The 23848-nt window shown below is 63.2% G+C and carries 29 protein-coding genes; 12 read left to right on the forward strand and 17 right to left on the reverse strand.

Going from position 1 to position 23848, the window contains the following annotated elements; translation table 11 throughout:
- Window positions 1-9: 9 nt before the first annotated feature.
- Window positions 10-1320, reverse strand: coding sequence for an ATP-grasp domain-containing protein (locus EV698_RS00510; RefSeq protein ID WP_130502230.1), 1311 nt, complete (start codon window positions 1318-1320; stop codon window positions 10-12).
- Window positions 1321-1335: 15 nt separating this feature from the next.
- A complete protein-coding gene (locus EV698_RS00515; protein ID WP_130502231.1) occupies window positions 1336-3363 on the reverse strand; it encodes a CocE/NonD family hydrolase in 2028 nt (675 codons plus the stop codon).
- Between the two features lie 162 nt (window positions 3364-3525).
- Between EV698_RS00515 and EV698_RS10280 the strand changes: the two genes are divergently transcribed.
- On the forward strand, window positions 3526-3675 hold the full coding sequence (locus tag EV698_RS10280) for a hypothetical protein (RefSeq protein WP_165385675.1): 150 nt from the start codon (window positions 3526-3528) through the stop codon (window positions 3673-3675).
- 12 nt (window positions 3676-3687) lie between these two features.
- Here EV698_RS10280 and EV698_RS00520 read toward each other — a convergent pair whose 3' ends face one another.
- The 14 genes from EV698_RS00520 to EV698_RS00585 are packed head-to-tail and all read right to left on the reverse strand — an operon-like array spanning window position 3688 to window position 13887.
- Window positions 3688-4449 (reverse strand): TIGR04219 family outer membrane beta-barrel protein, encoded by a 762-nt coding sequence (locus EV698_RS00520; protein ID WP_130502232.1) that lies wholly within the window; start codon window positions 4447-4449, stop codon window positions 3688-3690.
- A 14-nt stretch (window positions 4450-4463) separates the two neighbouring features.
- Window positions 4464-5819 carry a magnesium transporter gene (gene mgtE, locus EV698_RS00525; RefSeq protein ID WP_130502233.1) on the reverse strand — a complete coding sequence of 452 codons (1356 nt, stop codon included), beginning with the start codon at window positions 5817-5819 and terminating at the stop codon, window positions 4464-4466.
- An 18-nt stretch (window positions 5820-5837) separates the two neighbouring features.
- On the reverse strand, window positions 5838-6125 hold the full coding sequence (locus EV698_RS00530; protein WP_420853011.1) for an HPr family phosphocarrier protein: 288 nt from the start codon (window positions 6123-6125) through the stop codon (window positions 5838-5840).
- Entirely contained in the window at window positions 6112-6540 is a 429-nt protein-coding gene (locus EV698_RS00535; RefSeq protein ID WP_130502234.1) for a PTS sugar transporter subunit IIA, read from the reverse strand. The genes EV698_RS00530 and EV698_RS00535 overlap by 14 nt, the downstream gene beginning before the upstream one ends.
- A complete protein-coding gene (gene rapZ, locus EV698_RS00540) occupies window positions 6537-7385 on the reverse strand; it encodes an RNase adapter RapZ (protein ID WP_130502235.1) in 849 nt (282 codons plus the stop codon). The genes EV698_RS00535 and rapZ overlap by 4 nt, the downstream gene beginning before the upstream one ends.
- Window positions 7376-7813, reverse strand: a complete 438-nt coding sequence (locus EV698_RS00545; RefSeq protein WP_130502236.1) for an HPr kinase/phosphorylase — start codon at window positions 7811-7813, stop codon at window positions 7376-7378. Before EV698_RS00545 ends, rapZ begins: the two co-directional genes overlap by 10 nt.
- Window positions 7810-8286: a PTS sugar transporter subunit IIA gene (locus EV698_RS00550; protein WP_130502237.1), complete on the reverse strand. Its 477-nt coding sequence runs from the start codon at window positions 8284-8286 to the stop codon at window positions 7810-7812. The genes EV698_RS00545 and EV698_RS00550 overlap by 4 nt, the downstream gene beginning before the upstream one ends.
- Before the next feature lie 5 nt (window positions 8287-8291).
- On the reverse strand, window positions 8292-8618 hold the full coding sequence (hpf, locus tag EV698_RS00555) for a ribosome hibernation-promoting factor, HPF/YfiA family (RefSeq protein ID WP_130502238.1): 327 nt from the start codon (window positions 8616-8618) through the stop codon (window positions 8292-8294).
- Window positions 8619-8640: 22 nt separating this feature from the next.
- Complete coding sequence (locus EV698_RS00560) at window positions 8641-10113, reverse strand: RNA polymerase factor sigma-54 (protein ID WP_420853012.1); 1473 nt, start codon at window positions 10111-10113, stop codon at window positions 8641-8643.
- 16 nt (window positions 10114-10129) lie between these two features.
- A complete protein-coding gene (gene lptB / locus EV698_RS00565) occupies window positions 10130-10861 on the reverse strand; it encodes an LPS export ABC transporter ATP-binding protein (RefSeq protein ID WP_130502240.1) in 732 nt (243 codons plus the stop codon).
- Between the two features lie 5 nt (window positions 10862-10866).
- The gene (gene lptA, locus EV698_RS00570) at window positions 10867-11385 is read right to left on the reverse strand and encodes a lipopolysaccharide transport periplasmic protein LptA (protein ID WP_130502241.1); all 519 of its coding nucleotides are present in this window, start codon (window positions 11383-11385) and stop codon (window positions 10867-10869) included.
- On the reverse strand, window positions 11369-11926 hold the full coding sequence (lptC, locus tag EV698_RS00575) for an LPS export ABC transporter periplasmic protein LptC (RefSeq protein ID WP_130502242.1): 558 nt from the start codon (window positions 11924-11926) through the stop codon (window positions 11369-11371). The genes lptA and lptC overlap by 17 nt, the downstream gene beginning before the upstream one ends.
- A 1-nt stretch (window position 11927) precedes the next feature.
- Window positions 11928-12902 (reverse strand): KpsF/GutQ family sugar-phosphate isomerase, encoded by a 975-nt coding sequence (locus EV698_RS00580; RefSeq protein ID WP_130502243.1) that lies wholly within the window; start codon window positions 12900-12902, stop codon window positions 11928-11930.
- Window positions 12903-12912: 10 nt separating this feature from the next.
- Window positions 12913-13887, reverse strand: coding sequence for a calcium/sodium antiporter (locus EV698_RS00585; protein WP_130502244.1), 975 nt, complete (start codon window positions 13885-13887; stop codon window positions 12913-12915).
- Window positions 13888-13999: 112 nt separating this feature from the next.
- Here EV698_RS00585 and EV698_RS00590 point away from each other — a divergent pair, with 112 nt between their 5' ends.
- From EV698_RS00590 to hisD, 8 genes are read left to right on the forward strand one after another with little or no spacing between them, the layout of a single operon-like run.
- Complete coding sequence (locus EV698_RS00590; protein ID WP_130502245.1) at window positions 14000-14815, forward strand: ABC transporter ATP-binding protein; 816 nt, start codon at window positions 14000-14002, stop codon at window positions 14813-14815.
- Entirely contained in the window at window positions 14812-15588 is a 777-nt protein-coding gene (gene mlaE, locus EV698_RS00595) for a lipid asymmetry maintenance ABC transporter permease subunit MlaE (protein WP_130502246.1), read from the forward strand. Before EV698_RS00590 ends, mlaE begins: the two co-directional genes overlap by 4 nt.
- Window positions 15589-15620: 32 nt before the next feature.
- Entirely contained in the window at window positions 15621-16073 is a 453-nt protein-coding gene (gene mlaD / locus EV698_RS00600) for an outer membrane lipid asymmetry maintenance protein MlaD (protein ID WP_130503953.1), read from the forward strand.
- Window positions 16070-16387 carry an STAS domain-containing protein gene (locus EV698_RS00605; RefSeq protein ID WP_130502247.1) on the forward strand — a complete coding sequence of 106 codons (318 nt, stop codon included), beginning with the start codon at window positions 16070-16072 and terminating at the stop codon, window positions 16385-16387. Before mlaD ends, EV698_RS00605 begins: the two co-directional genes overlap by 4 nt.
- Window positions 16384-16629 carry a BolA family protein gene (locus EV698_RS00610; protein WP_239016156.1) on the forward strand — a complete coding sequence of 82 codons (246 nt, stop codon included), beginning with the start codon at window positions 16384-16386 and terminating at the stop codon, window positions 16627-16629. The genes EV698_RS00605 and EV698_RS00610 overlap by 4 nt, the downstream gene beginning before the upstream one ends.
- Before the next feature lie 4 nt (window positions 16630-16633).
- Window positions 16634-17914 (forward strand): UDP-N-acetylglucosamine 1-carboxyvinyltransferase, encoded by a 1281-nt coding sequence (gene murA / locus EV698_RS00615; protein WP_130502248.1) that lies wholly within the window; start codon window positions 16634-16636, stop codon window positions 17912-17914.
- Window positions 17907-18551: an ATP phosphoribosyltransferase gene (gene hisG, locus EV698_RS00620; protein ID WP_130502249.1), complete on the forward strand. Its 645-nt coding sequence runs from the start codon at window positions 17907-17909 to the stop codon at window positions 18549-18551. Before murA ends, hisG begins: the two co-directional genes overlap by 8 nt.
- Window positions 18552-18556: 5 nt before the next feature.
- Window positions 18557-19858 carry a histidinol dehydrogenase gene (gene hisD / locus EV698_RS00625; protein ID WP_130502250.1) on the forward strand — a complete coding sequence of 434 codons (1302 nt, stop codon included), beginning with the start codon at window positions 18557-18559 and terminating at the stop codon, window positions 19856-19858.
- A 3-nt stretch (window positions 19859-19861) separates the two neighbouring features.
- On the opposite strand, the gene EV698_RS00630 is transcribed toward hisD, so the two are convergent.
- Window positions 19862-21025, reverse strand: coding sequence for a S1C family serine protease (locus EV698_RS00630; protein ID WP_207220466.1), 1164 nt, complete (start codon window positions 21023-21025; stop codon window positions 19862-19864).
- Window positions 21026-21272: 247 nt separating this feature from the next.
- Here EV698_RS00630 and petA point away from each other — a divergent pair, with 247 nt between their 5' ends.
- From petA to EV698_RS00645, 3 genes are read left to right on the forward strand one after another with little or no spacing between them, the layout of a single operon-like run.
- On the forward strand, window positions 21273-21863 hold the full coding sequence (gene petA / locus EV698_RS00635; RefSeq protein WP_130502251.1) for a ubiquinol-cytochrome c reductase iron-sulfur subunit: 591 nt from the start codon (window positions 21273-21275) through the stop codon (window positions 21861-21863).
- Complete coding sequence (locus EV698_RS00640) at window positions 21863-23116, forward strand: cytochrome b (protein ID WP_130502252.1); 1254 nt, start codon at window positions 21863-21865, stop codon at window positions 23114-23116. The genes petA and EV698_RS00640 overlap by 1 nt, the downstream gene beginning before the upstream one ends.
- Window positions 23116-23847 carry a cytochrome c1 gene (locus EV698_RS00645; RefSeq protein WP_130502253.1) on the forward strand — a complete coding sequence of 244 codons (732 nt, stop codon included), beginning with the start codon at window positions 23116-23118 and terminating at the stop codon, window positions 23845-23847. The genes EV698_RS00640 and EV698_RS00645 overlap by 1 nt, the downstream gene beginning before the upstream one ends.
- Window position 23848: the final 1 nt, after the last annotated feature.

Below are 23848 nucleotides of genomic sequence, written 5' to 3' on the forward strand. Positions count from 1 at the left end.
TTGCGCGTCTCAGTTGTAGTTGGTGGGCACCACGTCGGAGAACCGGAAATCCAGTACCTCCATGATGTGGCGGAACTTGTCGTGGAGCGCCGACTCGCTGTCCGCGCCGATGAAGATATCGGCGATTTCATAGCTGTAGCTGTCCTGGGCGCGCAGTGTCGAGAGCCGGTCGCCCTCGTTCACGGCCACGTGGACGACCAGTTCCGGATGCTGCTTTTGCAGGGTCTCGATCCCCTCGCGGGAGGGCACTCGGGTGACCACCGTGTCGCCGAATACCCTCGGCATGAATTTGCCGGCGATGGGGAAGCGCCCCTCGTTACGGGGGAAGTTCGGCTTGCGGCCCAGTGCGATATCGATGGCTACCTCGTGGTGGGAAGCCCCGGTCGCGATCTGGAAGATCGGGCAGTGGGACTTGGAGATCCTTGGATTGATCTCCAGCAGCCATAACCTGTCGGTCGCCTCGTCCCAGAAGAATTCCATGTTGAACGGAGACTGGTCCATTCCGATGTGGCGCAGGATGGTGTCGGCGTAACTGATCATCCGGTTGCGCACTCCCACCGGCAGGTGAGACGGGTACTGGTAGCTGAAAAAGCTCACGTTATTCGACGCCCGCAGCGAATCGACAATGGCATAGACCACCACCTCGCCTTTATGGACATAGCCCTCCAGGGTGCAAAGCCGGCCGCTGATCAGGCCCTCGGCGATACACGTGGCACCGCTGCCATGGTCGGGCAGGGCGGCCCTGTTGGCGCTGTACTGCAGGATATTGTCGAAGGGCTCGGCGAAGACATGGATGTTGTCCCGGATGGTCGCCATCGCCTGGAGGTACTGCTGTTCGTCATCGATGCGAAAGCCCAGATAGGACGAAAAGGCCACGGACGGTTTCAGCCAGAAGGGATAGGCCATGTTCAGGTCCCCAACCGGATCATCGCTGTACGGGTCGAGTCCCTGGAATGCCGGTGTACACTCCGGCACTGCCTCCTGGCCGGCGAGCCGGTTCCAGTACTTGTTCTCGCAGTAGAGCACGCTCTCCAGGCTTGGCGTCGGCAGCCCCCACTCGCGCCGGAGAATCGGCAGCATCGAGGTGGTGGGGAAATCCCAGTGGCCAATGATGGCATCCACCGCCGGCGCATTCGCGAGCGTCTCCCGCGCCTCGGCCAGGATGGCGTCCATGGGATAGGAAGGGGGGTGGACCATCGTGTCGTAGTCGACAAGGCCGTGGAATTCATACTCATCGGCATTCCGAACGGTTTGCAGCTCGGCGAGGTTGAAGTCGTCGAGCCCGATCACGAATACGTGTTTGCTTTCTGTTCGATCCATGTCCCGTACCACCCCTTACACCAGGTCCCGGGGGACGGATTCATTCCAGTCCTGCGAGAACACGCGGATTTCCCCGTGCCGGTACCGCTGGTAGGCATCGAGGGTGGCGTGTACGGCGAATTCCTCCGTGGTCGACGTCACCACGGTCCGCGTCACGGTGCGAATGTCCCAGTCTCCCCGCCGGAGGTGGCGCTCGGCGACTACTTCCGCCCGGAGTGACTGGAAATCATCCCCGATGGAGGAGTAGGTCTCCACGGTGCGCGATCCGGTCACCAGATCAATGGCCTTGTGATACTGGCTGCCGGCGTCGTCGATGACTTCCAGCGTTGACTGGTCCGTCGACAGATCGCGATGGACCAGCCAGTTGTGATGGGCCGCACCAAGGCGCTCTATCTCAGGTAAAGGCGTCCCCTCGGGCGGCTGGAAATCGGGTAGTGCTGCATCCGATGCACGCGGTGGGCGTTCCGGCAGTACGAACCGGCTCCCTTCACCATAGACATGCAGGCGCGCCGGTTCCGGTGGCGGCCAGGCCAGGGGCCAGTACGATGTTGACAGGGAAAGCCGCAACCGGTGGCCCGCCGGAAAGGCGTGGGCGATGCCGTTGAGTTTGATCGTTACATGATAGCGATGTCCCGGTTCCAGTGGCTCTGGTGTCTCACTGCTGTCCCGGTGTGTGAGGTTTAAAAGCCCGTAAGTGACGCGTGTCGCCTTATCGTCAGGTGCGACGTCGGAGAGTCGCGCCGCCACCATGGCGACTGGGCGGTCGGCCGCCACTTCCAGTTCCAGGCGGGGCTCGCCCATGATCTCGAATACGGACTCCAGGGAATCGCTTTCGAACACCAGGGCCCCGCCGTCCTCTTCTCTCTGATCGTGGGCAAGATCCGGGCCCGCTGCATAGGAGCACCACTTACCGGCAAACAACCCGAGCGTGAGCGGCGACTGCACCGAGTGCTCGAATTCAGGGCTGGCGTCTTCCGGCGATACCAGTTGAGCAGGGGCCAGCGCGTAACTGTGCTCCCGGATATCCGGGCTCGGCCACTCCGACTCGCCTACCCAGCGTCCCGGGCGCCGTCGGTAGTAGGTATTGGGCGGGACAGCCTCCTGCATCCACACCCGCAGCATGGGCCCGTCCATCACGCCGGTATCCTTGCCCTTGAGCCAGTGATCCCACCACCGCACCAGCTCCTGCAGGAAGCCGATGGCGGGGCCGGGGACGCCAAGGTGGGGGTACTTGTGGCTCCAGGGGCCGATGAGTCCCTTGCGCGGGACATCCAGATTCCGCATCAGCCGGAAAACGGCGTTGGAGTAGCCGTCCGCCCAGCCGCTGACGGCATAGACCGGGCAGCGGATGCCGCCGTGGTCTTCGCACACCGAGGCGTGCGCCCAGTAGTCGTCACGGCGCTGGTGATCCAGCCATTTCTTTATCCAGAGTCCGCTGCCGCGCAGTCGCTCGAACCACATGTCACGCCAGCGATCGCCCACCAGCTCCGGATCGGGGGGCAGGGAGTTGTACGCGAACATCACCGATGCCCAGGAGATGTTGTCGCCCAGCAGACAGCCGCCCATGTGGTGGACGTCGTCGGCAAACCGGTCGTCGGAGGCACAGACGGCGACCACCGCCTTGAGCTCCGGTGGCTGGAGGGCCGCGATCTGGAGACCGTTGAATCCACCCCAGGAAATGCCAATCATGCCGACATCGCCCGTGCACCAGGGCTGTTCTGCCAGCCAGCGCAACACCGCGCAGCCGTCATCGAGCTCTTGCTGCAGGTATTCGTCCGTGAGAATGCCCTCGGACTCACCGCTACCGCGCAAATCCACCCGGATGCAGGCGTAGCCGTGCCCGGCGATGTAGGGGTGGGCGATGGCGTCCCGAGCGGCGGTTCCGAAGCGCTTGCGGTAGGGGATGTACTCCATGATCGCTGGCACCGGCCGTTCATCCCGGGGGCGCCAGATGCGCGCGGCAAGCCGTATGCCATCAGGCATCGGGATCCAGACGTTGGCTTCTTCCATGATCTCGCATGGCAATGTACTGACGGTCTTCATACGGCGGGCTCCAGGCCTGAACGACTGACTTGAAACATAGCACCCCCGGGACGTGGCGGTGCGTTTTCAACAGCTTTTATTAATACTCGTCAGCCAGAGCACTGAAGACGGAGGCGGAGCGACGTGGTTGAATAAAAGGTATATAAGCCGAGAGGAAGACCCATGCGTCTAACAGCGAAAGATATTGCGGCTATCAAGCAGGCGGTCGGCGACGTGCTGGGTGAGCGCGAGGTCGACATCGTTCTGAAGGCGCCTAACCTGGAGACGTCTCTGATTCACCAGTTGGCCCAGGAAAAAGGCGTGTTGCTGTGAAACTCCTGCCCGTCAGAACGCGTAATGGACGCCGGCGAATCCGCCCTCAAGCGTCACATCGCCATCAATGTCATCGATGTCGTCGATCTCGAGCTCCTGGCGCCGGTAGCCCAGTTCGACCCCGATGCCGAAGTCGGACGTATAACCGACAAGCGCCCGGGTATCGATAAAGCTGCTGCCATCGAAACCGATGCCGCTGCCCTGTGCCCGGACGTAGGCGCCGGTGCCGGGGACGTCGACCCGAACGGCGGCGTATCCCATGGGGACCGGGGCGCTGACCGACTCCGATGCTGCCTTGGTGTTGTCCCGGCTGCGAATACTGACGTCCGCATCGATCAGGCGAACATCCAGCCCGAGGTCCAGATCGACCAGCGTGTCGAGTACCGAGTAATAGGCGATGATATCGGTCTGCTTGATTTCAAATGTTGAATCCACCGATTCGTCGATGTTGTAAGTTTTGCCTCCGAAATCGATTTCACGCCGAAAGGTACCCCGCCCATCCTCATCGAAACTCGAGCGCTCGAGGCGGATGTTGGGGAGCAGAAAGACGGGGTGCTCGAGCTGGGCATACAGATACCCGTTGGACGAACCGCTGAGGCCAGCGTCGTCCTCGAGGTCGAAACTCTTGCTCCCCTCGTCCGCATACTGCCCGGACAGATTCTGGTCCCAGCTGCCCCCACCGATGCGGAAGCTGAAGTCTGCAGCCTGGCTTGAGCCAATTGCCGCGAGGCCGAGTGCCCCGGTGGCAATGGCCGTCATCATCCGTGTTGTCATGATATCTCCTCGTTTTATAGCAAGAATAACGTCGCCAGCCCCAGGAACGCGGTAAACCCGACGATATCGGTCACCGTCGTCAGGATGACGCCGCCGGCCAGCGCCGGATCGATCCCGAAGCGCTTGAGGACCAGCGGTACGATAACGCCGGAGGCGGCGGCAGTACCGAGGTTCACCGTCATTGCCACGGCGATGATTACGCCGATGGTGGGTCGGCCGAACCACAATAGCGCGATACCCGCCAGGACCACTGCCCAGAGCAGCCCGTTGAGCAATCCGATGCCCAGTTCCTTGAGGAGCAACGCCCGGGTGTGACGGGTGGCGAGATGGCCGAGCGCCAGGGCGCGGATCACCAGCGCGAGCGTCTGAGTGCCTGCAATGCCGCCCATGCTGGCGACCACCGGCATCAGAACGGCCAGCGCGGTTATCTCCTGGATCGTTGCCTCGAACAGGCCGATCACATACGCCGCCATGAGGGCGGTGATCAGGTTGAGTCCCAGCCACCCGGCCCGGCGCTTCGAGCTGGACCATACCGGTGCAAACAGGTCTTCTTCTTCTCCCAGCCCCGCCATGCTCAGGATGGATCGCTCCGCCTCGTCCCGGATCACATCCACGACGTCGTCGATGGTGATTCGACCGATCAGTCGCCCGCGGCTGTCGAGCACCGGCGCCGATATCAGATCCCGGTCCTCGAACATACGGGCGACGTCGCGATCCGACATCTCGGCCGGAATCACCAGCGTGTCGGCGACTAGCAAATCCTCGACACGACCGGCCGGGTCACAGGTCAGCAGATCGCTAACGCGAAGGATACCGAGGAAATGGTCGTAGCGGCTGACCACGAACAGGTGGTCGGTCAGCTCGGGCATCTCGCCGCGCATCCGCAGGTAGCGGAACACCACGTCCAGGCTCACGTCCGGCCGGACCGTCACGGTATCGGTGTTCATCAGGCCGCCGGCGCTGTCCTCCGGGTAGGCGAGGACGGCTTCGAGGCGCTGACGGTTCTGGTTGTCCAGCGAGTGAAGGATCTCGGCGGTGAGGGTCCGGGGCAGGTCCTGCATGAAATCGGCGAGGTCGTCCATATCCATGCCGGAGGTGGCCGCGAGCAGTTCCCGGTCGTCCATTTCCCGGATCAGACCGCCGCGTACCTCGTCATTGACCTGGAGGAGGACCTCGCCATCGACTTCCTCGTCCACCAGCTCCCAGAGGACGTTGCGCTGGGCAGGGGGGAAGGATTCCAGCAGATTGGCGATCTCCGAGGGATGCAGGGCATTGAGCATGCGGCGCGCCTCCGGCAGCGTGCCATCCTGCAAAAGCTCGGTGACGGTCTCGGCAATCCTGCCTTGCTTTTGCTCGCGCTCTTCGATCATGCGTGTTCCTGTGTGTGATCAGTCGGTCTCGCCGAAGCCATCGGCGACGAGTGCGCGGATGCCGGCGATCGCCTGCTCGGCGTCGGGGCCCTCGGCGACCAGCTCGAGCTCGCTACCCTGACCGGCGGCCAGCATCATCAACCCCATGATGCTCTTGCCGTTGGCCGAATGGCCGCTGAAATGCACCGTGACCGCGGCCGTGTATTCCCCCGCCAGCGTCGCGAACCGAGCCGCGGCACGCGCGTGGAGTCCGAGCCGGTTCACGATCTGCACCTGACACCGGCGTATCGAATCATCCGACGCCATGGTTCGCCTCGTGCTCGCCGATCCCCGGCGGGGTTATCTGGATAATTCCATCGTGGGCTGCGGACAGCGCCGTTTCCGCGAGGGCCTCCACAGGCTGTTGCGGATAGTTGAGAACTCGCAACAGCATGGGCAGATTGACACCGGCGATCACCGGATAGCCTCGACCGCGGCCGACGGCAACGGCGATATTGGCCGGTGTCGCGCCGAATGCGTCGGTGAGAATCAGGATCCCGTCACCATCTTCGACTCCGTCGGCGAGTAACTCGATGCGGTTCCGCGTCGCCCCCGGTGTCTCGTCCGCCCGGGGGCTGGCGGTAGCGATCGCGAGCGGCAGCGGTTGCAGGATGCCCTGCGCCGTATCACGCAGGGCGTCGCCGACCCGGGGGTGAGTGATGAGCAGTAGGCCGACGCTCATGGCAGCTCGCGGTGCCGGACGGTGACACCAATGTCCTGCTCTCGTAGATGGGTGGCGAGTGCTTCGATCAGATAGACCGAGCGGTGCTGGCCACCGGTGCATCCGATGCCGACAGTGAGATAGCTCCGGTTTTCGGTCTCGAACACCGGTAACCAGTCGTCCATGAAACAGCGGATTTGCCTGAGGTAGCGCGATACCAGCGGGCTGTCGGCGAGAAAGGCCGAGACCGCGGCATCGCGCCCTGTCAGGGGACGCAGTTCGGGCTCCCAGTGCGGGTTTGGCAGGCAACGACTGTCGAAGACGAAGTCGGCGTCCGTGGGTGTGCCATGTTTGTAGCCGAACGACTCGAGCTGGACCGAGAGGTGGTTGCCCGACTCTGCAAGTCGAGTACGGATAATGCGGCGTAGCTCGTGGAGTGTCGTTCGCGAGGTATCAACGGTCAGATCGGCGCGTTCGTTGAGGGGTAGCAGCCGCTCCCGCTCGCCGCGAATCGCCTCGTTGAGGGGCATGTCGGGCCCGCTGAGCGGGTGACGTCGCCGGGTTTCGGAAAAGCGCTTGAGCAGCGTTGCATCATCCGCGTCGAGGAAGACGATTTCCGTACGGATTCCCTGGTTGGCCAGGGCGTCGAGGATGCCCGGGAAGCGACTCAGAGACATCGGCCGGTTGCGTGCGTCGATGCCCACGGCATAGTCCGTGTTCCCACCGTCGTCGGAAATATGCCGGCCAAAGGCATCCAGCAGATCGACGGGAAGATTATCGATACAGTAGAAGCCCGAGTCCTCGAGCGTTGCCAGCGCGACACTCTTGCCCGAGCCCGACAGTCCGCTGACGATGATCAGTCGCATTTCGCCACCTCTACGACCTGAATGAGCTCCGCTACCGGCCGATCCGGCGAGATGATGATTTGCGGGATCCGGATGCCGGCGATCACAACCGACTGCCAGTCCGTTTCCGATGTCGCGGGGCGCCGATCCCGGGTCAGTTCGACCGCCCAGTCGATGGACGCACTCGCAGCGATGGCGGCCTGACCAAAGCGCCGGGTGACATCGAACAACCCCGGTCCGCGCAGGCACAGCAAGCCCGGCTTTTCAGCGGGTGACCGTCCGATTAAGCGACCTCCGGTGGCCTGGACATCCACCGCGTCATCCGCCACCAGCCGATGCCCGTCACGCAGCAGCATCAGGGCGGTATCGCTCTTGCCCATGCCGGATGCGCCCCGCAAAAGCACTCCGATACCGTTGATGCTTACCAGCGTGCCCGGGATCTGGCTCATTCGCCGGCATTCCCGTTATTCTCACCCGTTATCACCGCGTAGAGCTCGGCGTCGCTACTGCAGTTCCGCAGCCGGTCGCAGAGCGCCTCATCCCGGAACATTTCCGCCAGCCGCGCGAGGATGCGCAGATGCTCGTCGTTGCTGTGCTCCGGCACCAGTAGTGCGAGGAGCAGATCCACGGGTTGTCGATCAGCGGCATCGAAGTTGATGGGGGTGGACAGCCTGATCAGTGCCGCTCGCGACGATTCGATGTCGGGACTGCGCGTGTGTGGTAATGCCACGCCACGCCCGAGACCGGTGCTGCCAAGGCGCTCGCGGACCGTTAGCCCCTCGAAGATGTTGCGCGTCGCCTCGCTCCCCGCGGGGACATCAGCCATGAGCTGTTCGCTCAGGCGCTCCAGGGCACGCTTTTTACTGGTGGCGGTCACGCCGCAGCGTGTCCGCCCTGCCGAGAGCAGTCGGGTAAGCTCCATAGCGATCAGTCTTCCAGATTGTCGCCGACACGTCCCTGCTCGCGGTGATGGTCGCTGCGCTTTTCCTTGTGCTTGACGACCTGCCGATCCAGTTTGTCGACCAGCAGGTCGATGGCGGCATACATTTCTTCTGCCGAGGAGTCGGCAAACAGTCGGGCGCCACTGACCACCACGGTCGCCTCGGCCTTTCGGGTGTTTGTCTCCACGGTCAGTATCGTGTGTACATCGACCACGTGATCGAAATGGCGTTCGAGGCGCTGGAACTTCTCCTCGACGTAGTCACGGAGTGCGTCGGTGATGTCGACATGATGGCCGGTGATGTCGATTTTCATGATTTCCCCTCTTGTTTTCTTTTCAACACGGACGTTTGCGTTCCGTCGACGACGCAATGCCCATGACTTCCCGGTATTTGGCGACGGTCCGGCGTGCGACGTGGATGCCCTCGTCGCGAAGGATGTCAGTAAGTCGTGAGTCGCTGAGTGGCCGGGCGGGATTTTCCGCAGCGACCTGGCGCCGGATCCTGGCGCGGATGGCGGTGGCCGAGCATTCACCGCCATCGGCGGTGGGGACATGGCTCGAGAAGAAATGCTTGAACTCGAGCGTGCCCTGGGGGGTGAGCATGTATTTGCGGGAGGTTATCCGTGAGACCGTGGATTCGTGCATCTCGATCGCCTCGGCGACATCGCGCAACACCAGCGGCTGCATGGCCTCTTCACCATACTCCAGAAATCCCTGCTGGCGCGCGACGATGCACTCGGCCACCCGTTGCAGTGTCTCGCCGCGGGACTGGAGGCTTTTGATGAGCCAGCGCGCCTCCTGCAGATGCTCGCGCAGGAGGTTGTTATCGTGGCCGCCATCGCCGCGCCGCACCAGGCTGGCGTAGTAGTCATTGATGCGGATCCGCGGGGTTGCCTCGGGATTGATCTCGACCTCCCAGCGGCCATGGATCCGCCGGACCCGGCAGTCGGGAATGACGTACTCGGTCCGTGTCTCACCGAATCGTGACCCGGGATGCGGATCGAGCTGGCGGATGAGCCGCAGCGCCTCGTCCAGCGTCGCCTGATCCACGCCGAGCCGATCCCGGAGCGTCGACTGCTGACCGGGGCTGAACAGTTTCCAGTCCGCATCAATGGCACGCCGCGCGACTTCGCGGCAGGGGGTCTCGGCCGGCATTGCATCGATCTGGATACGCAGTGCCTGACGGACGTCAGGCGCCGCGACGCCGACGGGATCCATGTGCTGGAGGATAGTCAGCACCGCATTCACATCGTCCTCGTCGATATCGCCGTTATCACCGAGCGTTTCCAGCAGCTCGACCACGGGTTCGGTGAGATGGCCGCGCTCGTCCAGTGCGTCGATCAACGCCGCGGCGATCCGCCGGTCTCGCTCCCCGAGACTCGAGAGATCGACCTGCCATTGCAGATGATCCCGCAGCGAGGCGGACGGAGACGCGTGACGATCAAGGGAGTCGTCGCTACCCCCCGGTTCATCCCAGTGATCGGCGACCGCGATGCCCTCACCGAATCCCGTGGCATCGGTGGCGTTTGATCCGAGCACCGCCTCCGACGGGTCCAGTGAAGAGGTGCTCGGCGCCTCTGGTGGCTCTTCGGTAGCCGAGGCGTCGGTTTCTTCGTCCGGCTCGAGCATTACGTTCGATTCGAGCGCATCGCGGATCTCCAGGCTCAGCTCGGCAGCCGGCAGCTGCAGCAGCCGGATCGCCTGCTGCAGCTGCGGCGTCATGGTCAGCTGCTGACTTGCCCGAAGTTCAAGCGATTGCTTCATTATTACCGTGCCTTCAATTGACGAGCCAAGCCTAACGCCGGGCATGACCCCGTCGCCAGTGTCAGAGGTGGAAGTCCTCGCCGAGGTAGACGGCACGAACCTCGGCGTTATCGAGAATCGTATCGGGGGTGCCGTCGGCGATAACCCGCCCGGCGTTCAGAATGCTCGCCCGATCGACGAGTGCCAGTGTCTCGCGAACATTGTGGTCGGTAATCAAAACGCCGATGCCGCGGTCGGACAGATGGCGGACGATGGCCTTGATATCACCGACGGAAATCGGGTCGACGCCCGCGAACGGCTCGTCGAGCAGGATGAAGCGGGGATCGGCGGCGAGCGCCCGCGCTATCTCGACGCGACGGCGCTCTCCGCCCGAGAGGCTGATACCGGACTGATTGCGCAGATGGCCGATGCTGAATTCATCCATCAAGGCATCGGCCTGCTTGAACCTCGCTATACGCGAGAGGTCGCTCCGGGTCTCGAGGACAGCGATCAGGTTGTCGATCACTGACAGGCGTCGGAACACGGATGCCTCCTGGGGCAGATATCCGATCCCGAGCCGGGCCCGGGCATGCATGGGCAGCCCGGTGATGTCCCGGCCATCCAGCCAGATCTCGCCGCCGTCGGCGCGGATCAGGCCCACGATCATGTAAAAGCTCGTGGTTTTGCCTGCACCGTTGGGGCCGAGCAACCCCACGATCTCGCCGCTCTGCAGCCCGATGGATACCGCATCCACCACCGGGTTGCCGCGATAGGCCTTGGACAGCCCGTGTGCCTCGAGTCGGTTGGCGGTCATCCGGGTCAATCCGATGCCGGCGTGACACTGACGTTGACACGCTCGCCCTCGTCATCGCCGCGCTCCGCCACCGTGCGGTTTTCCTGCGGATAGTGGGTAATGATGCGTCCGGTGACGGTGTTGTCCCCCTGCCAGAGGCGTCCCCCCCGCCGGAGGACGAGGCGTTCCGGGCCGGCGGCAAAATACTCCATGCGCGGCGCCTCGGCGCGCCGGGCGGCCGCGTCGTCCAGGGTTTGCCGGTAGGTGGCGGGCTCGCCGTCCACGGTGACGCGTTCGAGTTGCCCGCCATCATTGGCGTAGACGTGCATGACGTCGCCCTTGATGCGGAGCGTACCGCGGGTCAGGACAACATCACCGCGGTAGATGCTGATGCCTTCGGCATCATCGACTTCGGCGCTGTCGGCGACGATCTCCACCGGGGGGGCGGTGGACTCGTCGCTGCTGTCCTGGCCATGGGCTACTGGCAGCCCGATCAGAAAAGCAAGAATAACGCCGGTCAGACGGTGCTCAGGATGAAGCGGCATCGTGGTGTCCCTCTACATTGTTCAGTAGCTCGATCCGACGCTCGTCTAGCCAGGCGCGGGCGCCGACGGCATCAATCCGGGTATCCGGTTGAGTCAGCGTCACGGCGCGATCGGTCTCGGCATAGCGAGCGGGTATGTCCAGTTCCAGCAGTGAGGTCGTCAGACGGGTCCAGCCCGAGCGGCGCTGACGCTCCATCACGACGTCTCCGGTCAGTCGGGCCCGCGTTCGTTCGGGACCGATCCAGGCGTGGTTGGAGCTTCCCCGCCACGGTGCCCCGTTGTCCGTTTCCATTCGCCACTCCGGCGATACCAGCCGCCAGGCGTTGTCGTGACGGTTATGGCGCGCATCCGGGGAGCGTACGCGCCAGGCAATCCGACCCTCGCCATCCGTGGTGGTGAGTGTGACATCGCGGGCATAGGCGTCCAGGGCAGGGTCGGGGCTCGCGGTATCGGCGCCATCATCGTCGCCAGATCCCACTATCCGCCAGCCGATCAGTGTCGCCAGGATCATCGCCAGCAGGCCGATGGCCACGCGGCGCATTTCAGACGACGCCCGCGCGCAGCAGGTCGTGCATGTTCAGCGCGCCGGACAGGCACCCCGAGGCGTCGTTGACAAGCAGACCGTTGATACTGTGTCGCTCCATGACGGCCAGCGCCTCGGCAGCGAGCTGAGAGGCTTCCACGCAACGCGGGTCGGGCGTCATGACGGTGTCGATTGCCGTGGCATGGACATCCACACCCTCGTCGAGCGCCCGGCGCAGATCACCGTCGGTAAAAATGCCCATCACCCGTTGGTCGGAATCGACCACCGCGGTCATGCCCAGGCCCTTGCGAGTCATCTCCAGCAGCGCATCCGCCATGGCTGTACCCGGAGAGACGGCGGGAATCGCCTCGCCGGTGTGCATCAGGTCCTCGATACGCAGTAGCAGGCGTCGACCGAGACGGCCGCCGGGGTGGGAACGGGCGAAGTCCTCGGCGGTAAAGCCGCGCGCATCGAGCAGCGCAATCGCGAGTGCATCACCCATGGCGAGGGCGGCGGTGGTGCTCGCCGTGGGTGCCAGTCCCAGGGGGCAGGCCTCGGCATCGACGCCGGCATCGAGATGAACATCCGCGGCACTGGCAAGTGTGGACCCGGCGTTGCCGGTGATGGTGATCAGATCGAGGCCGCGCCGCTTGATGGCCGGCAGCAGTCGGTTGATTTCCTCGGTCTCCCCGGAGTTGGAAAGGGCGATGATGCAATCGCCGGACGTGATCATGCCCAGGTCACCGTGGCCGGCCTCGCCCGGGTGGACGAAGAATGCGGGCGTGCCGGTGCTCGCCAGGGTCGCGGCCAGCTTGCCGCCGATATGCCCGGATTTACCCATTCCCAGCACGACCACGCGCCCGCTACAGGCGAGGAGGATCCGACAGGCATCGGCAAAGGTTCCGTCGATACGGGCCTCGAGCGCGGCGAGGGCGGCCATCTCGGTTTCGATCACCGCGCGGCCGAGACGACAGAAATCTGTATCCGTAGTCATTGGCTCCCTCTCAACTCTGGCTGAAGAACAGCAGCCCCTGGTAGCTGCAGTAGGCAATAATCAGCAATCCGCCCTTCCATCGACTGAGTCGCCCGCGCTGGCCGACCAGAAATCCCATGACCGCGATCGCCAGCATAAAGCCGGTCATGATGCCGTAGTCCCGCGCCAGATCATTCATGTCGAAGCTGAAGGGCGCGATCGCGCCGGCAATCCCCAGTACCGCCAGCAGGTTGAAGACGTTCGATCCCATAATGTTGCCCACTGCCAGCTCGCTCTCACCGCGACGCACACTGGCGATTCCCGCCGCGAGCTCGGGCAGGCTGGTGCCGACGGCAACGATCGTCAATCCGATTACCAGGTCGCTGATGCCCAGCTGGCTCGCCAGCGCTACGGCTGCCCAGACGAGGATCCGGGAACTCACAATGAGGATGACGAGCCCTGCGGCGGTCCACAGTATCGCCCGCCGCAGTGGCATGGCCTCGGGTATGGCCGTTTCGATTTCCCGACTGATCAGGGCGTCGGCGCTCTCTCCATGGCGCGACTGCCAGGCCATCCAGGCGAGGACACCGATCATGCCGGCGAGGAGCAGCAGACCATCGACGCGCGATAGCGCGCCGTCGAAAAGGAGAACACCAGTCGCCACAACGACGATCATCAGCAGTGGAAACTCGCGGCGCAGGATGCCGGCGTTGATGATCAACGGACTTACCAGCGCGGTGGTGCCCAGGATGAGCCCGACGTTGGCGATATTCGACCCGAGCGCGTTACCCAAGGCTATCCCCGGCGTGCCCTCGAGGGCAGCGATAGTGGAAACCAGCATCTCCGGCAGCGAGGTCCCGATACCTACCACCGTCAGGCCGATCATCAGGCTCGAGACCCCCAGGTGACGGGCGAGGGCGGAGCTGCCGTCGACAAAACGGTCGGCGCTCCAGGCGAGGGCGACGAAACCGATCGTGATCGTGACGATAAGGAATGCAAGCAGCATGGAATCCCGTCTGTGGTGTGTTACTCAATGTACGGTATCGCATTTGACCGGTGTTATGCCTTGGCGGATACTCCGGGTCCCGTCAGAGCCAGTTAGTAGCGAAGCCAACCGCATGCCAGCAAGCCAGTCCGAGGCGTTGATTGACCTGAGCGGTGTCGTTTTCAGCCGCGGCCAGAATCGGCTGTTCAACGGTATCGACCTGCAGGTTTACCGCGGTGAGGTGGTGGCCATCATGGGACCGAGCGGAACCGGCAAGACCACGCTACTGCGACTTATCGGTGGCCAATTGCGAGCAGCGGCGGGGCGCGTGGCGGTTGATGGTGAATCGGTTGCCGGGCTCTCGCGGCGCAATCTCTATCGGCTACGCCGGCGCATGGGGGTGTTGTTCCAGAGCGGCGCGCTGTTCACCGACATGAACTGTTTCGATAATGTCGCGTTTCCGCTTCGCGAGCACACCCGCCTGCCCGAGGTGCTGATTCGTACAATCGTTCTCATGAAGCTCGAGGCGGTGGGGCTGCGTGGCGTTCGCGATTTCTATCCAGGTGAGCTCTCGGGGGGGATGTCGCGGCGGGTATCACTGGCCCGCGCCCTCGCGCTCGACCCCGAGATTATTCTCTATGACGAGCCCTTCGCCGGTCAGGATCCGATTTCCATGGGCGCGCTGATGCAGCTGATCCGGCAACTCAACGATGCCCTCGGACTGACGAGCGTGGTGGTCTCGCACGACGTGGGAGAGGCGCTACAGATTGCCGATCGCGCCTACGTGATCTCGGACGGTCGGGTGATCGAGTCGGGGACGCCGGCCGAACTACGAAACAGCAAGAGCGCATGGGTGGATCAGTTTCTGAACGCCCTGCCTGATGGCCCCGTGCCGTTTCATTATCCTGCGCCTTCGATGGCGGACGAGTTGCGTCAGGGGGGACGATGATCGGCGTGTTTCAGCGCCTGGGGGCAACCAGCTTCGAAACCGCCGCGACGCTGGGTCGGGCGGTGCTTTTCCTGCTGCGCGTACTGGGCGGGATCGGCACTCTGCTCCGGCGCCCGCGGCTGCTTGTCCACGAGATCTACTCGGTGGGCGTCCTGACGCTGGTCATCATCGTGGTCTCGGGGCTTTTCGTAGGAATGGTGCTGGCGCTGCAGGGCTACTACACCCTCGTCGATTTCGGTGCCGAGCAGTCACTCGGCGTGCTGGTCGCGCTCTCGCTGACCCGTGAGCTGGGCCCGGTTGTTACGGCGCTGCTGTTCGCAGGTCGTGCGGGTTCCGCGCTCACCGCCGAGATCGGGCTGATGAAAGCGACCGAGCAGCTCGCCGGTATGGAGATGATGGCGGTGGACCCGGAACATCGGGTGGTCGCCCCGAGGCTGTTCGCAGCGGTGCTGTCGTTGCCGGTGCTCACGGTCATCTTCAACGTGCTGGGCATTTTTGGCGCCTGGCTCGTCAGCGTGAACCTGCTCGGCGTGGATGGCGGATCGTTCTGGTCGCAGATGCAGTCCCAGGTCAGCTTTTCCGACGATATTCTCAATGGCTTGATCAAGAGTGGTCTATTCGGTGTGGCGGCCGGCTGGATCGCGGTTTTCAACGGGTATGACTGTCTGCCCACTTCCCATGGCGTGAGCCGGGCAACCACGCGGACGGTGGTGGTGACATCACTTGTCGTACTGGCTCTGGATTTCGTGCTCACGGCCCTGATGTTCGACTGACGGAGGTTTGTCAGGTGGATAATTCCCGCAACATGGAGATTGCCGTCGGGGTGTTCGTGGCCGCGGGCCTCGCGGCCCTGTTCGTGCTGGCGATGCAGGTGAGCAATATCACTGCATTCCAGCGAACCGAGGGCTATACCGTTGATGCTTATTTCCAGAACGTCGGTGGGCTGCGCGAGCGGGCGCCGGTGAGCCTCAGTGGCGTGCAGGTGGGGCGGGTCAGTGCCATTACGCTTGACCCCGATCGCTTCGAGGCACGTGTCGAGCTGACCATCCGATCGGAATTCGACAATCTGCCGAGCGATACGGCGGCACGCGTACGAACGTCCGGTTTGCTGGGCGAGCAATACGTCTCGCTCGAGCCGGGTGGCATGCCCGATTCACTGAGTGACGGTGACGACATCACGCTGACGCAGTCTGCCCTGGTGCTCGAGGAGATCGTCGGGCAGTTTCTGTACGATCAGTCCAGCGGGAGCGATGAGTGACGCCGGTGCAGCTGCTGGGAACGGCTCCGCATGATCTGCGCATTGAAGGCGATTTGACCGCAGAGGGTGTCGGGGCCCTGCTGGAGACGCTTCCAGTCGACAGCGGGGCCCACCGTGTCAGTCTGGCGGGCATTGACCGGGTCGACAGCGCGGGGCTTGCCCTCCTGATCGAGTGGCAGCGTCGCCTGGAAGACGTGCAGGGGGCGCTGGAGATCGAGGCCGTCCCCGAATCGCTCATGCGGCTCGCGCGGATCAGTTCCGTTGCTACACTGTTGGGCTTTGAAGCCGAGGAAGCGGGAGACGCAGAGCAATGATGGAACCGGAAGCTATTCGGGCGCTGTTGCAGACGGGTTTGAATGAGGCGGATGTTGAAGTCGTCGGTGACGGGCGCCACTTCCAGGCCCGGATCGTCACGCCCGATTTCGAAGGCATCCCGCTGTTGCGTCGTCATCGCATGGTCTATGACCTGCTCCAGACGCATATCGACGGTGACGTGTTGCATGCCATCTCCATGCGGACACTGACGCCGGCGCAGGCCGCCGCCGAGCAGGACTGATCCGGTGGAGCGACTGCTGATCCGCGGGGGGCGTCCCCTCGACGGTGATATCCGTATATCCGGCGCGAAGAATGCGGCACTGCCAATCATGGCGGCAGCGCTGCTGGCGGACGGCCCTTCGACGATTGGTAATATTCCTGATCTGCACGACGTCACCACCACCATGGAGCTGCTGGGGCGGATGGGTGTGCGCCTGACCGTTGACGAGCGCATGCGGGTCGAGATCGATCCGACTTTCATCGACAACTGCCACGCGCCCTACGAGCTGGTGAAGACCATGCGCGCCTCCATTCTCGTGCTCGGGCCGTTGCTCGCCCGCTATGGCGAGGCGGAGGTCTCGCTGCCGGGGGGGTGTGCGATCGGAACTCGCCCGGTCAACCTCCATGTCGAGGGGCTGCAGGCCATGGGCGCGGATATCTCGGTGGAGAATGGCTATATACGGGCCCGCTGCCGTCGGCTGAGGGGCGCGCGCCTGGTCATGGACCTGGTGACAGTCACCGGTACCGAGAATCTGATGATGGCGGCGACGCTTGCGGAGGGGCGGACCGTGATCGAGAATGCGGCCCGCGAGCCCGAAGTCGTCGATCTCGCCAACTGCCTCAATGCAATGGGGGCGCAGGTCAGCGGTGCCGGTAGCGATACGATCGTCATCGAGGGCGTCGAGCGGTTGCAGGGCGCACGCTATGACGTGCTGCCCGATCGCATCGAGACCGGTACGTTTCTGGTGGCGGCTGCAATGACCGGCGGTCGGGTCAATCTGCGCAATACCGCGCCTCACTTGCTGGATGCGGTGATCGCCAAGCTCCGTGAGAGTGGTGCCGACATAACCGTGGGTGACGACTGGGTTCATCTGGACATGGCCGGGCGCCGGCCGCGGGCCGTCACCGTGCGGACCGCACCCTACCCGGCCTATCCGACGGATATGCAGGCCCAGATATGCGCGCTCAACGCCGTCGCCGACGGGGTGGGGATGGTGACGGAGACGGTCTTCGAGAACCGGTTCATGCATGTCCAGGAAATCCAGCGCATGGGGGCGGATATCCGCCTGGAAGGGCATACCGCCATCAGCAATGGCGTCAAGCGCCTCACCGGCGCACCCGTGATGGCGACGGATCTACGCGCCTCGGCGAGTCTGGTGCTCGCCGGACTGGTGAGCGAGGGCGACACCCTCGTCGATCGGATTTATCACATCGATCGCGGCTACGAATGCATCGAGGAGAAACTGGCGCAGTTGGGCGCCGATATCCGCCGTATGCCGGGAAACAGCGGACCGACTCATGACTGAAAAGCTCACGCTGGCCCTCTCGAAGGGACGCATCCTCGACCAGACGCTGCCCCTGCTCAGCCCTCTCGGCATCGAACCGCTGGAGGACCCGGAGGAGAGTCGCAACCTGGTGTTGCCAACCACTAATGCCTCGGTGCGACTGATCATCGTCCGCGCGACAGATGTGCCCACCTACGTCGCCTATGGCGGTGCCGATCTCGGGGTGGCCGGCAAGGATGTGCTCATGGAGCAGGGTGGTCACGGGCTCTATGAGCCGGTGGATCTCGGCATTGCCCGCTGCCGCCTGATGGTGGCGGGACATCCGGATGTCTCGCTGACGGGGCGGCGCCTCCGGGTAGCGACCAAGTTCGTCAATATCACCCGGCGGTATTTCGCCGACAAGGGGCGTCAGGTCGATCTTATAAAGCTCTACGGATCGATGGAGCTGGCACCCCTGGTGGGGCTGTCGGATCTCATTGTCGATCTGGTCGACACCGGCAATACGCTCCGCGCCAATGGCCTGGAGCCCCTCGAACATATCGCGGATATCAGCTCTCGACTGGTGGTCAACAAGGCATCGATGAAACTCAGACACCGCGAACTCAAACCACTGATCGGCCGGATTGCCGAGACAGCGAACGAACGCGCCCAAAGGTGAACGGCATGTTGGATATACAACGTCTCAGCACGACTCAGCCCGACTTCGACGAGCAGCTCACGGCCCTGACCGACTGGGAAGACGGGGCCACGCATGGCGTCGAGTCGGCTGTGGCCGATATCCTCACCGCCGTTCGTGAACGGGGCGACGAGGCGCTGCGCCACTACAGCGAAAAACTCGATGGTCTGGCGGTGGACGCCGTCAGCGAACTCGAGGTCGACGCTGCCGGCTGCCAGGCAGCGCTCGAGGGCCTGGATGCAGCCGATCGCGACGCCCTCGAGACGGCCGCTGCACGGATCCGCCACTATCATCTCCATCAGCGTCAGAGCGACTGGGAGAAGACCGATCCGGATGGGAGTCGGCTGGGCCAGCAGATCCGCCCACTCGAGCGGGTCGGTATCTATGTCCCCGGGGGTAAGGCCGCCTACCCGTCGTCGGTGCTCATGAATGCCATCCCGGCGCATGTGGCCGGGGTTAACGAGATCGTCATGGTGGCGCCGGCGCCCGGTGGCCACATCGCCCCCATGGTACTTGCCGCCGCCGCGGTCGCCGGCGTCGATCGACTGTTCCTGCTCGGCGGTGCGCAGGCGGTCGCTGCGTTGGCCTACGGGACCGAGACGGTCCCTGCCGTGGACAAGATCGTCGGCCCGGGTAATGCCTATGTCGCCGAGGCCAAGCGCCGGGTCTTCGGGCATGTCGGCATCGATATGGTGGCGGGGCCGTCCGAAATCCTCATCGTCTGTGACGGCCAGACCGATCCGGAGTGGATCGCGATGGACTTGTTCTCGCAGGCGGAGCACGACGAGGATGCGCGGGCTCTGCTGATTTGCCCGGAGGCACGCTATCTCGATGACGTTCAGGCGGCGATGGAGCGTCTGCTCCCGGAAATGGAGCGTTCCGAGATCATCCGTGCGTCGCTGGCGCGCCGGGGCGCGCTGATCTGCGTGCGGGATCTGGCGGAGGCGGCCAAGGTAGCCAACCTGATCGCGCCGGAGCACCTCGAGCTGTCCGTGGTGGAACCGGAGCGGCTGGCCGCCGCCATCCATCATGCAGGCGCCATTTTCCTCGGCCGGTACACGCCAGAGGCGTTCGGCGATTACTGCGCAGGGCCCAGCCACGTGCTGCCGACGTCACGCACGGCCCGATTCGCCTCGCCGCTCGGCGTCTACGACTTTTGCAAGACAACCAGTATCGTTCAGTGTACGCCCGAGGGTGCTGCAGTGCTGGGGCCGGTTGCGGCACGGCTCGCCCGTAGCGAGGGGCTCACGGCCCATGCACGCTCCGCCGAGCTCCGCTTCGATCACTGATAACTAGCGCTGCGGTGGGCGCTCCGGCGCGCCACCGGTGAGGTCGGTCGGCCGCTCGCTGATGGCGACCTGCCAGCGCCTGGGTTCACCATCGCGTCGCCCGCTGAGGATTACTTCGCTCCCCGGCGACTGCCTGGTAATCCAATTGAGCAGCTCCCGAACCGTCTGAACGGACTGACCGTCGGCGGTCTCGACGACATCGCCGGTCTGAAGATTGGCTTCGTCGGCCGGGCCTCCTGGCAGGACGGCGGCAATGCGAAGTCCGCTCCGGCCCGGATTGGGGAGAATCCGGGCGCCAATCCAGCCACGAATCACCCTTCCTTCTTCGACGATATCGGTTAGAACGGCCTGGGCCAGGTCGGCTGGAATCGCGAAACCGATTCCGGTGGAGTTGCCGGTTTCGCTGAAAATGGCCGTGTTGATGCCGATCACTTCCCCGCGCGCATTAATGAGCGCTCCGCCGGAGTTGCCCGGATTGATCGCGGCATCGGTCTGGATGAAGTTCTCGAAGGTTGTCAGCCCAAGCTCGCTTCGACCGAGGGCACTGACAATGCCCTGGGTCACGGTCTGGCCGACACCGAACGGATTGCCGATCGCAAACACGACATCACCTACGCGATTCTGGCGGGATCCGGCGAGTGCCACGTGGGGCAGGTTATCGGCATTCACCTGGAGTACTGCGAGGTCCGATTCCGGATCGGTTCCAATCACGCTCGCCGGCGCGCTGCGACCGTCCGCGAGCATCACCTGAATGCGCTCTGCACCCCTGATGACATGATGGTTGGTGAGCAGGTGACCACGCCCATCGACCAGCAATCCGGAGCCTAGCGAGGTGTCGAGTTGCGCGTCCTCCGTCGGCGTCATGCCGCCCAGGAGTTCGTCCAGTGCCGGGGAGTCGAGGAAAACGTTGCGGGGGTCCGGATCGCGGGTCGCGGTATAGATGTTGACCACTGAAGGCGCCGCGGCGTCGACTGCATCCGCATAGGTGAACGGTTGCTCATTCGGCTGCCTGCTCACTGGCTGTTGTGCGGCCGGGTTGCTGTTGTCTCCCGCTGTTGGCGTGCGATTTTCCAGTAGCTCCGGCGCCAGCCATACAACGGTGATGGCGACGATAACGCCCACCAATGTGTAACTGATAATGAAGCGGGTAAAGCGTTTCAAAGCCATCCGTAATACTCGAGCCAGCACTCAATATACCAATCCGGATTGTACACCTAACCGATCGGTCTGATGACGCGCTGCCGGCGTTTGCCACTGTGATCCGAGGCGTTGTGCAACCTTGACGCTAGTCATCGGATGCGGGATTCTAGCTGTATAGAACTCGGGCTCTGACCGCGCGATTGGGGGCTTCAAGCGGCCTGTCTGACGTGTGGTTGGTCTGTGTCCGCAGACAGGTTTGACTCAGAGGATCCAGATGTCAGAGGACAACGCGAACAATAGCCGACGCCGCTTCCTGACTGGCGCGGTGGGAGTAGTCGGCGGTGTTGGTGCGGCCTATGTCGCCGTTCCGTTCCTTGCCTACTGGAACCCGAGCGCCCGGACGCGTGCGGCGGGTGCGCCGGTCGAGGTCGACACCAGCACGCTCCAGCCCGGCCAGAAGGTCAATCTGACCTGGCGGGGGCAGCCGGTGTGGGTCATCCGGCGGTCGGAGGCCGCGCTTGATGCGCTGGCGGCGAACAGTGACAGGCTCAGTGATCCGTCATCCGCCGTGGCTTCGCAGCAACCGGCTTATGCACAGAACGAGCACCGCTCGATCAACCCCGAGTTTTTCGTGGTTGTTCCGATCTGCACCCATCTGGGATGCATCCCGTCGTTCATGCCGCAAGCCGGGTCGCTGGATACGAACTGGCCCGGTGGCTTCTTCTGTCCCTGCCACGGTTCGCGGTTTGACAATGCAGGTCGTGTATACGCCGGAGTCCCGGCACCGACCAATCTACAGGTCCCCCCCCATCGGGTCGTCGATAACGGAACGATCGTAGTGGGCGAGGATCCGGAGGCGGCCTGATGAGTGATACGAACAAGATCCAGGGCGGCATGCTCGGGTGGGTGGATGCGCGCTTCCCCCTCAGCCGCATGTGGAACGAACACCTGGCTGAGTACTATGCGCCGAAAAACTTCAATATCTGGTACTACTTCGGTGCGCTCTCGCTTTTCGTGCTCGTGAACCAGTTGCTGACCGGCATCTGGCTGACCATGAACTACAACCCCTCGGCGGAGGGGGCGTTTTCCTCGGTCGAGTACATCATGCGCGATGTGGAGTGGGGCTGGCTGATCCGGTACATGCACTCCACCGGCGCCTCCTTCTTCTTTATCGTTGTCTATCTGCACATGTTTCGAGCGCTCCTCTATGGCTCTTATCAAAAGCCCCGGGAGTTGATCTGGGTGTTCGGCATGGTCATCTACGTGGCGTTGATGGCCGAGGCGTTCATGGGCTATCTGCTGCCCTGGGGCCAGATGTCCTACTGGGGTGCGCAGGTCATCATTTCCCTGTTCGGCGCGATCCCCGGGATCGGCGAGGAGCTGGCGCTTTGGATTCGTGGTGACTTCAATATCTCCGGCGTGACCCTGAACCGCTTTTTCGCGCTGCATGTGGTGGCGCTACCGCTTGCGCTGGTCGGGCTCGTCGTCTTCCATATTCTTGCGCTCCACGAGGTCGGATCCAACAATCCGGATGGTGTTGATATCAAGAAAAACAAGGATGAAAACGGCAAGCCGAAGGACGGCATCCCGTTCCATCCCTATTACACGGTCAAGGACACATTCGGCCTCGGGGTCTTCCTGATCTTCTTCTCCGCGGTCGTGTTCTTTGCGCCGGAGATGGGCGGGCTGTTCCTCGAGCCGCCGAACTTCCAGCCGGCCGATCCAATGCAGACGCCGGAGCATATTGCCCCCGTGTGGTACTTCACGGCGTTCTATTCGATTCTGCGCGCGATTCCGGACAAGCTCGGTGGCGTCGTGGCCATGGGTTCGGCGGTCTTTCTGCTGTTCCTGCTGCCGTGGATTGACCGCGGTCGTGTCCGGTCGGTGCGATATCGTGGCCTGGGCCACAAGATCGCGCTCACACTGTTCGCCGTTGCCTTCGTTTGCCTGAGTTATCTCGGGTTGCAGGCGCCTTCCGATCTCTACTTTGGACTCAACGTTACGATGTGGGCTCAGATCTGGAGCACCGTCTACTTCGGTTTCTTCGTTTTCCTGTTTTGCTATACGGCGTTCGGGTTTGAGCGAACCAGGTCGGTACCGGAACGGGTGACCGAGTAATGAGAAGACTGCTGGCGATTATGTTAATGGTGTTCGTGGCCCCTCCCGTCTGGGCGGCGGGAGCTGGCGGTGACATGATGGATGCACGTGTGGACGTGTCGGATCAGTCCTCGCTGCAACGCGGTGCGAAGCTGTTCGCAAATAATTGCATGGGTTGCCATTCGGCCAAATATGTCCGCTGGAACGCTTTGCCGGACGCGCTGGGTGTCTCGATGGAGATGATCGAGTCCAATCTTGTCTACGGCAGTTACACGCCGGGCGATACCATCAATGCGGCCATGCGCAGCGAAGATGCCGCCGACTGGTTTGGCGCCGCGCCACCGGATCTGTCGCTGACCGCGCGGGCCCGGGGCGAAGACTGGGTCTACACCTATCTCAACAGTTTCTACCAGGATTCGGACGCGAGCATCGGCTGGAACAATACGGTCCTTCCCAACTCGTCCATGCCGCATGTGCTGTGGCGGATGCAGGGTGTACCGGAAGCTCGGTATGAAACGCACAATGGTGAGCCGCAGGTTGCGGAACTGGTTGTTCCAACGGATCAGCAGGGAACGCTTAACGAGGCCGAGTACCAGCGCGTGACACGTGACATCACCAATTTCATGGCCTTCATGGCGGAGCCCGTTCGTGCGAAGCGCCAGGAAATGGGTGTGTGGGTAATCGGCTTTCTGATTATCTTCACCGGGCTCGCGTACCTTCTCAAGCGCGAGTACTGGAGGGATGTCCACTGAG

The organism is Spiribacter vilamensis (assembly GCF_004217415.1).
Lineage (GTDB): Bacteria > Pseudomonadota > Gammaproteobacteria > Nitrococcales > Nitrococcaceae > Spiribacter > Spiribacter vilamensis.